This is a genomic window from Clostridium sp. UBA1056 (assembly GCA_002316385.1).
In the GTDB taxonomy this organism is placed as follows: Bacteria; Bacillota; Clostridia; order Clostridiales; family Clostridiaceae; genus Clostridium_J.
Genome location: DCDL01000040.1, coordinates 1 through 7,874 on the forward strand (window position 1 = coordinate 1; position 7,874 = coordinate 7,874).

Genomic DNA, 7,874 nt, shown 5'->3' on the forward strand with positions numbered 1-7,874 from the left:
AGGGTAGGTTGTTGCCAGGTCATTTGGATCTTTAGCTCAGTTGGTTAGAGCAACCGGCTCATAACCGGTAGGTCCGGGGTTCGAGTCCCTGAAGGTCCACCATATTTGGGGGTATAGCTCAGCTGGGAGAGCACCTGCCTTGCACGCAGGGGGTCAAGGGTTCGAATCCCTTTATCTCCACCAAAAGCAATCTAGATAGATTGCTTTTTTTTTATATTTGCATTACTAGGTTAATTATTATATTATTGTTTTAGTTAATGATAATATTAATTGAAGAAAATTAATTAACTACAAAGATGGAGTAATTAGTATGAATAGAGTTAAACAATTTATTAACTGTATATTTGCAAAAATAACTGAGGAAGATGTTGAATTTATTAATAAGTATTTAAATGAATCTGAAAAGAAGTTACTATATAAGCTTCCTGTATGTGATATGAAACATTCAATTAATGTAGCTAGAGATATGCAGAAAAATGAATCTAAAGATAAGATTGAAAAAAATGATCTTAATTATGAAGAGGTTATAAAATCAGCAATATTACATGATATAGGTAAGGCTCATAGACCTTTGAGTCCAATAGATAAATCTGTCTTGGTATTACTAAATTATTTTACAAAAACAAGAATAAAAAAATATAGTGATAAAAGTTCTAAAATATATATATTCTTTAATCATGGAGAAGAAGGATATAAAACTTTAAGTGAAAAAGGATATAATAAAGAATTTTTAAATACTATAAGAAATCATCACAATTATAAAATAGAAAACAATTGGTTAAATATTCTCAGAAAATATGATGATAAAAACTAATATATAAGTTTTAATAAAGCTTATATGTTAAATTTCTTTGCAATCTTAGATTACGCTATGGAGTATTAATAAATTTTATTTATTAGAATTTATATAGACAATTTATAAAATAAACAATTAAATTAAATGTTTAATAATAAAAGTAATAAATACAATAATATACATGTTTGTATGATATACTATTATTTAAATAAGTTTAAATAATATATTATGTTTTCATTAACGGAGGGTAGTATGACAAGTTCAAGAAGAAGAGAAAAAATAAAAAATTTATTAATACAATCTCAGGAACCTATAAAAGGGCAGGAATTAGCTGAAATGTTTCAAGTTACTCGTCAAGTTATAGTGAAGGATATAGCTATTATAAGGGCAGAGGGAATAAAAGTTATATCTACACCAAAAGGATATATGGATTTGAGAGAAAATATTAATAGTGTAAAGAAAGTTATAGCTGTTAATCATGGCAGAGAAGATGTAAAAAATGAGCTTGAGACTATTGTTAAGTATGGTGCAGTTGTTGAAGATGTAATAGTTGAGCATCCTCTCTATGGTGAAATAAGAGCTATGCTTATGATTAAAAACATGATGGATATTGAAAATTTTTATAACAATTTTAATCAATATGAAGCTGAACCTTTAAGCGCACTAACAAATGGAGTTCACCTTCATACTATAATATGTGAAAGTGATGGGATTTTATCCGATATAATAGAAGAATTAGATAAAAAGGGATTTTTAATTAAAGAATTATAAAATAGGAGTGTGAACAATTTGAAGAAGAAAGCTATAGGTATTATAGTTACTGCCATAATTGTTATATTATTTTTAGCGGTTGCTGGAATAAATATAATAGTTGATTATCAATGGTTTAGTGAAGTTGGCTATCTTTCAATTTATTTTACTAAATTATTATCTATATTAAAGATAATGATTCCTATATTTTTAGTAATATTTATAGGAATAACATTATACTATAAAAGTTTAATACCTAATATAAGAAAAATAAAAAAGATAGTAGAAATAGATAAGATTAAGGAGAAAAAAAGATTCAAGATATTTTTAGTAATAAATTTTGTTATATCTTTATTCTTTTCTTTCATTTTTTCCAGTATATATTGGTATAAGATATTAGAGTTTACCAACTCTACAAAGTTTAATATCAATGATCCTATATTTAATAAGGATATATCATTTTTTATATTTAAATTACCATTAATAGAATCTTTATATAGTAGCCTAATTTCTTTATTAGTTCTACTTGTAATAGCTACTTTTGTAATTTATATCCTTTTAAATATGAAAGATAAAATTAATACTCATTTTGATAGATCAAATAGGTTTACAAGCTTTAAATCTATGACTAGTGGTATAACAAATTTCGCAGGAAAACAACTTGCTGTAATAGCTGCATTACTTATGTTAGTTATATCTTTAGGATATATGATAAAAGGATGGAACCTAGCATATTCTTCAAGGGGTATAGTATTTGGTGCTAGTTATACAGATGTAAATGTATCTTTAAAATTTTATAAAATTATTTCTATAGTTTCAATCATTTTTGCTGTATTAATATTCTTTAGTATAATATTAAGAAAAGTAAAACCAATAATATTTTCAGTAATAATAGTATTTGTATTAATGATTGGAGAAGGTGTCGCAGCAGGTGTTGTTCAACAATTTATTGTTAATTCTAATGAAAAAACTTTAGAGAAGCCTTATATTTCAAAAAATATAGAGTATACTAAGATGGCTTATAATATTGATGAAATTGATGAAAATAATTTTGAGATAAAAAATGATTTAAATGCTGAAGGTATTAAAGAAAATAAAGATATAGTTGAAAATATTAAAGTTAATGCATATAGACCTGCATTAGAATTTTATAATCAATTTCAATATATAAGATATTATTACAAGTTTAATGATATAGATATTGATAGATATAATATTAATGGAAATTATAATCAGGTATTTATAGCACCAAGAGAAATTGATTTTGAAAAGTTGGATGAAAACTCTATAACATGGCAAAATAAACATTTATCATATACCCATGGATATGGTGTTGTTATGAGTAAAGTTAACTCAGTAACAAGTGAAGGACAACCAGATTTTATTATGAGTAATATTCCAATAGAAAATGAAACAGATATTTCATTAGAGAATCCGAGAATATATTTTGGAGAAAATACTAATGATTATAGTATAGTTAATACAAAATTAGGTGAAATAGATTATCCTGTAGGGGGAGAAAACGCTACTAACAACTATGATGGTAAAGCAGGTATATCTATGAATTATTTAAATAGAATTATATTCGCTATAAAAGAGCAAAATAGCAAATTCTTATTATCTCAGGATATAACTAATGAAAGTAAAATTTTACTTCATAGAAATATAGTAGAAAGAGTTAATAAAATTGCACCGTTCTTAAGATATGACAAAGATCCATATGTAGTTATTAGCAATGATAGACTTTATTGGATTATGGATGCGTATACTATAAGTAATAAATTCCCATTTGCACAACCGAGGGAAGATATAAATTATATTAGGAACTCAGTAAAAGTCGTAATTGATGCTTACGATGGGACAACTAATTTCTATATAACTGATAATACAGACCCTATAGTTGCAACATATGCTAAGATTTTTCCTAAGTTATTTAAAGACTTAAGTACACTATCTGATGATATTAAATCTCACTTTAAATATCCTCAAGATTTATTTGCAATTCAGAGTGAAATGTTATCTAAGTATCATGTAGATGATGCTGGAGTTTTCTATAATGGTGATGATGTATGGTCTATAGCTAGTGATGTAGCTACAATTGAAGGGGATGAGACAAAATCAGAAGCTTCATATGTTACTACTAAATTAGCTGGAGAAGATAAAGAAGAGATGGTTATTTTAGAATATTTCAATACTAAAGGCAGAGATAATATGGTGGGTATGTTTGGGGTTAGAATGGATGGAGATAACTATGGTAAGATGTTCTTATATAAATTCCCAACTGGAGGAACAGTATATAGCCCAATGTTATTTAAACAAAAAATAAATCAAGACCCAGAGATATCTAAGCAATTATCACTTTGGGATACCAAAGGCTCTGAGGTTCAATTTGGTGAAGTTTTAATAATACCAATAGGAAATTCTTTATTATATGTAGAGCCTCTTTACTTAAGAGCTGCTGGTGAGAATAGTATACCAGAAATGAAGAATGTTATAGTTGGGTATGGTGATAAATTAGTACTTGAAAAAGATATTAGCACAGCTATTACAAAAATGTTTAACTTAAAAGTCGAAGAGAATAATACTTCTAATAACGCAGGTACAGTAAATAATAGCCAACAGGAAAGTGTAAGTTTAGATAGTCTAGGAAAACTAAAAGAAGTTTACACAAAAGCTATTGAATCTCAGAAAAATGGTGACTGGTCAAAGTATGGTGAGTATATAAGTGAACTAGGAAAACTAATTGATGAATTATCAAAATAAATTTATATAAATAACATGACTAGCCGCTCTACAGCTTTCGTAGTAAAATGGAAGGTAGGGCGGCTATAATAATTATATAAAGTAATAATAGCATGCATAAGGTGGAGGAAATTATGGATTATGATGTATTAATATTAGGCGGAGGAATTATAGGTTGCGCTATAGCATATGAACTCTCAAAATATAATCTTAATATTGCAGTTATAGAAAAAGATTATGATATATGTAATGATACACCTTCTATAAACACGGCTACTATATATGATGGGCTAGAATGTGAAGATGAATTATCATCTAAGCTTATTAGAAAAGGTAATTTATTAATGGAAGAATATGCTTCAAGATTTAATGTACCATATAAAAGGTGTGGAACTTTATATATAGCTAGAAATGAATTTCAAGCTAAGAGCATTGATAAAATGTATGAAAGAGCCAAAGCAAAGAAAATAGATGATGTAAAGCTTCTTATAGGGGAAGAAATATTAGAATATGAACATAACATAGAAGGAAAGATATTAAAATCAATATATATACCTAATACTGGGGTAATAAGTTCATATGATTTAGCTTTAGCTTATGGCGAAATTGGTTTTGATAATGGAGTTAATTTTAGATTAGAAGAAGAGGTTGAATCTATAGATAGTATAAATAAAGGCTTTAAAATAAAAACAAGTAAAAATAAATTTACTTGTAAGATAGTTATTGATACTACTAAGGATAAGAATCTACAATTAGTTAATGAAAATAATAAAGAAGATGACCAAGGAAAGTATCTAAAGTATGTAGTTATTGATAAATGCTATGAAAATTTGTATTCTAACATAATTTTTGATGTAAGAGAAAATGAAAGAATATATATAAGACCTACAATTAATAGTGAAATAATTGGAGCTTATAGCAATTATAGAAACGTTCACTATGATAAAGTAATCGATAAACTAAAGCCTCTTACTAAGGAAATTAATGAAAATGATATAAAAGTAGTAAGAGATTGGCGCCTTTTTGATGAGCCTGTTAATATTCAAAGCGATATTATTAATAGTGGATATATAAATATTAAGGTTAACCATTACGCTAAAGTTACTATAACCCCATCCTTAGCTTTAAACATATCAAAACAAGTAGTTGAAAAGTTAAATTGTAAGTTAAAAAAAGATTTTAATGATAAAAGAAGGGAATATTTCAGATTTAATAATCTATCAAACAATGAAAGAAATAAAATCATTAAATTAGATAGTAAATATGGACGTATAATATGTCAATGTGAAAATATTACTGAAGGTGAGATTGTAGACTCTATTAGAAGACCATTAGGAGCTAGAACAGTAACAGGAGTAAAAAGAAGAACTGGAGCTGGATTTGGAAGCTGTGATGGATGTTACTGTAAGGATAAGATTATTGGAATTTTAGCAAGAGAAATGGATAAAAGAGTTACAGAAGTAGTTAATAACTCAAAGGATTCAACCATTTTATTATCAAGAATAAAAGAATTTGATGATATGTGAGGTAATAAAAAGTGAGTGAAAAGGATATATTAACAACTATAGTAAGGGTAAAGGGATCTTCAGAGCGGAGAGTAGTTTCAGTAAAGAGTAGTAAGCCTATAGATAAAAGTTTATGGATTGAATGCTCAAAATGTTTAAGTAGAATATATGTAGGGCCTCAAACTTCAGAAGGTGATGTAATATGCAAGAATATACTTAATACAGGAGTAGATATAATATGTACTAAATATGCTTATAAAAATCAATGATAATATTGACAAAAAATATTTTAGGGAATAAGATAGACATATATTTATTGAAATAAGTTATAAACCGTTGATGAGAATAGTAATATTAATTATATATGTAAGAGAGTCAGTATTTGGTGTAAGCTGATATATATATTATTATGAATCCACCTCTGAGGGACTGTGATGAGCAGTACGGCATCAATATGTCGTTAGTTTTATGAGTGGAATAATTAATTTTATTCAATTAGGGTGGTAACACGGAGCTTTTCGTCCCTTAGGTGGGAAGGAAGGCTCTTTTATTTATATAAAAATATAATTATAACAAGACGAGTAGGAGGAATAGTAATGATAGACTTAAAAAGAATAAGAAATAATCCAGATGAGATTAAAGCTAAAATGGAAAATAGAGGAGAAAGCTTTGATTTATCTCTTATAGATGAGGTTGTAGAGCTTGATCAAAGGAGACGTAATATATTAATTGAAGTAGAAGAGTTAAAAAATAAAAGAAATATAACCTCTGCAGAAATTCCTAAATTAAAAAAACAAGGCATAGATGTATCAGAAACTATGAAAGAAATGAAACAGCTTTCAGATACAATAAAAAGTTATGATGTAGAGTTAAATGAAATAGATGAAAGAATAGAATATATAATGATGAGAATACCTAACATACCTCATGATTCAGTTCCTAATGGTAGTGATGATGAGGATAATGTTGAAATTAAAAAATGGGGAGATATAAGAAGCTTTGAGTTTGAGCCTAAAGAACACTGGACCATAGGTACAGAAAACAACTTATTAGATTTTGAAAGAGCTGGTAAGATTACTGGATCTAGATTTACTGTTTATAAAGGGCTTGGAGCAAGATTAGAAAGAGCGTTAATAAACTATTTTCTAGATACTCATACTGGTAAAAATGGATATGATGAAATACTTCCTCCATATATGGTTAATAGAAATAGCATGACTGGAACAGGTCAATTACCTAAGTTTGAAGAAGATGCATTTAAAGTTAGTGATACAGATTACTTTTTGATACCAACAGCAGAAGTACCAGTAACTAATATTTATAGAGATGAAATATTAGAAGGAGATAAGCTTCCAATAAAATATGCAGCATATAGTGCATGCTTTAGATCAGAAGCTGGTTCTGCTGGAAGAGATACGAGGGGATTAATTAGACAACATCAATTTAATAAAGTAGAGTTGGTTAAATTTACCAAACAAGAAGAATCTTATGATGAACTTAATAAATTAGTTGAGGATGCAGAAAGTGTATTACAAGGATTGGGTCTTCCTTATAGAATTGTAAGAATATGTAGAGGGGATTTAGGATTTACAGCTGCTTTAAAATATGATATTGAAGTATGGATGCCAAGTTATAATAAATATGTAGAAATATCAAGCTGTAGTAACTTTGAAGACTTCCAAGCAAGACGTGCTAATATAAAATATAAAGATGATCCAAAAGCAAAACCTAAATTTGTTCATACAGTAAATGGTTCAGGTGTAGCTATAGGAAGAGCTTTAGCTGCTGTTCTTGAAAATTATCAAAATGAAGATGGAAGTGTTACAGTACCAGAAGTATTGAGAACATACATGGGATGTGAGAGAATAAGTAAATAAAAATATAATTTTTTAATTTATATAAGTTTCTATAAATAAAGTTCATTAGTATTTCCTAGTGTGATTTAAGAATGCAAGTAAATTTAGTGTAGAAACTTTGTTTTAAAATATATATAAAAATTTTTTAACAAATATTGTTGACATAAGGGTTATTTCTTGATACAATAACCCTTGTAGGAAATGGAGAGATGGTCGAGTTGGTTT

Annotated in this window: 6 protein-coding genes, 2 tRNA genes and 1 other annotated feature; all 8 genes read left to right on the plus strand. The window is 27.5% G+C overall.

All coding sequences use genetic code 11. The features are described 5' to 3' along the window. Positions 1-25: 25 nt before the first annotated feature. Positions 26-102: transfer RNA gene (locus B3W71_RS10540), tRNA-Ile, on the plus strand. A 5-nt stretch (positions 103-107) separates the two neighbouring features. Further along, positions 108-183: transfer RNA gene (locus tag B3W71_RS10545), tRNA-Ala, on the plus strand. Positions 184-310: 127 nt separating this feature from the next. Further along, positions 311-814 carry an HDIG domain-containing metalloprotein gene (locus tag B3W71_RS10550; protein ID WP_346888892.1) on the plus strand — a complete coding sequence of 168 codons (504 nt, stop codon included), beginning with the start codon at positions 311-313 and terminating at the stop codon, positions 812-814. A gap of 234 nt (positions 815-1,048) precedes the next feature. Then, positions 1,049-1,567, plus strand: coding sequence for a transcription repressor NadR (locus B3W71_RS10555; protein WP_346888893.1), 519 nt, complete (start codon positions 1,049-1,051; stop codon positions 1,565-1,567). 18 nt (positions 1,568-1,585) lie between these two features. Further along, positions 1,586-4,309: a UPF0182 family protein gene (locus B3W71_RS10560; protein ID WP_346888894.1), complete on the plus strand. Its 2,724-nt coding sequence runs from the start codon at positions 1,586-1,588 to the stop codon at positions 4,307-4,309. Between the two features lie 113 nt (positions 4,310-4,422). Next, positions 4,423-5,814, plus strand: coding sequence for an FAD-dependent oxidoreductase (locus tag B3W71_RS10565; RefSeq protein WP_346888895.1), 1,392 nt, complete (start codon positions 4,423-4,425; stop codon positions 5,812-5,814). Positions 5,815-5,825: 11 nt separating this feature from the next. Continuing rightward, positions 5,826-6,062 (plus strand): DUF1667 domain-containing protein, encoded by a 237-nt coding sequence (locus B3W71_RS10570; protein ID WP_346888896.1) that lies wholly within the window; start codon positions 5,826-5,828, stop codon positions 6,060-6,062. A gap of 58 nt (positions 6,063-6,120) precedes the next feature. After that, positions 6,121-6,322 (plus strand) — a binding site (T-box leader). Between the two features lie 67 nt (positions 6,323-6,389). Beyond that, positions 6,390-7,670: a serine--tRNA ligase gene (gene serS / locus B3W71_RS10575; protein WP_346888897.1), complete on the plus strand. Its 1,281-nt coding sequence runs from the start codon at positions 6,390-6,392 to the stop codon at positions 7,668-7,670. The last annotated feature ends 204 nt before the right edge of the window (positions 7,671-7,874 follow it).

Coding starts and splice junctions, on each gene's coding strand:
- B3W71_RS10565 (WP_346888895.1), top strand. CDS start 4,423: ATGGATTATGATGTATTAATATTAGGCGGAGGAATTATAGGTTGCGCT.
- B3W71_RS10550 (WP_346888892.1), top strand. CDS start 311: ATGAATAGAGTTAAACAATTTATTAACTGTATATTTGCAAAAATAACT.
- serS (WP_346888897.1), top strand. CDS start 6,390: ATGATAGACTTAAAAAGAATAAGAAATAATCCAGATGAGATTAAAGCT.
- B3W71_RS10555 (WP_346888893.1), top strand. CDS start 1,049: ATGACAAGTTCAAGAAGAAGAGAAAAAATAAAAAATTTATTAATACAA.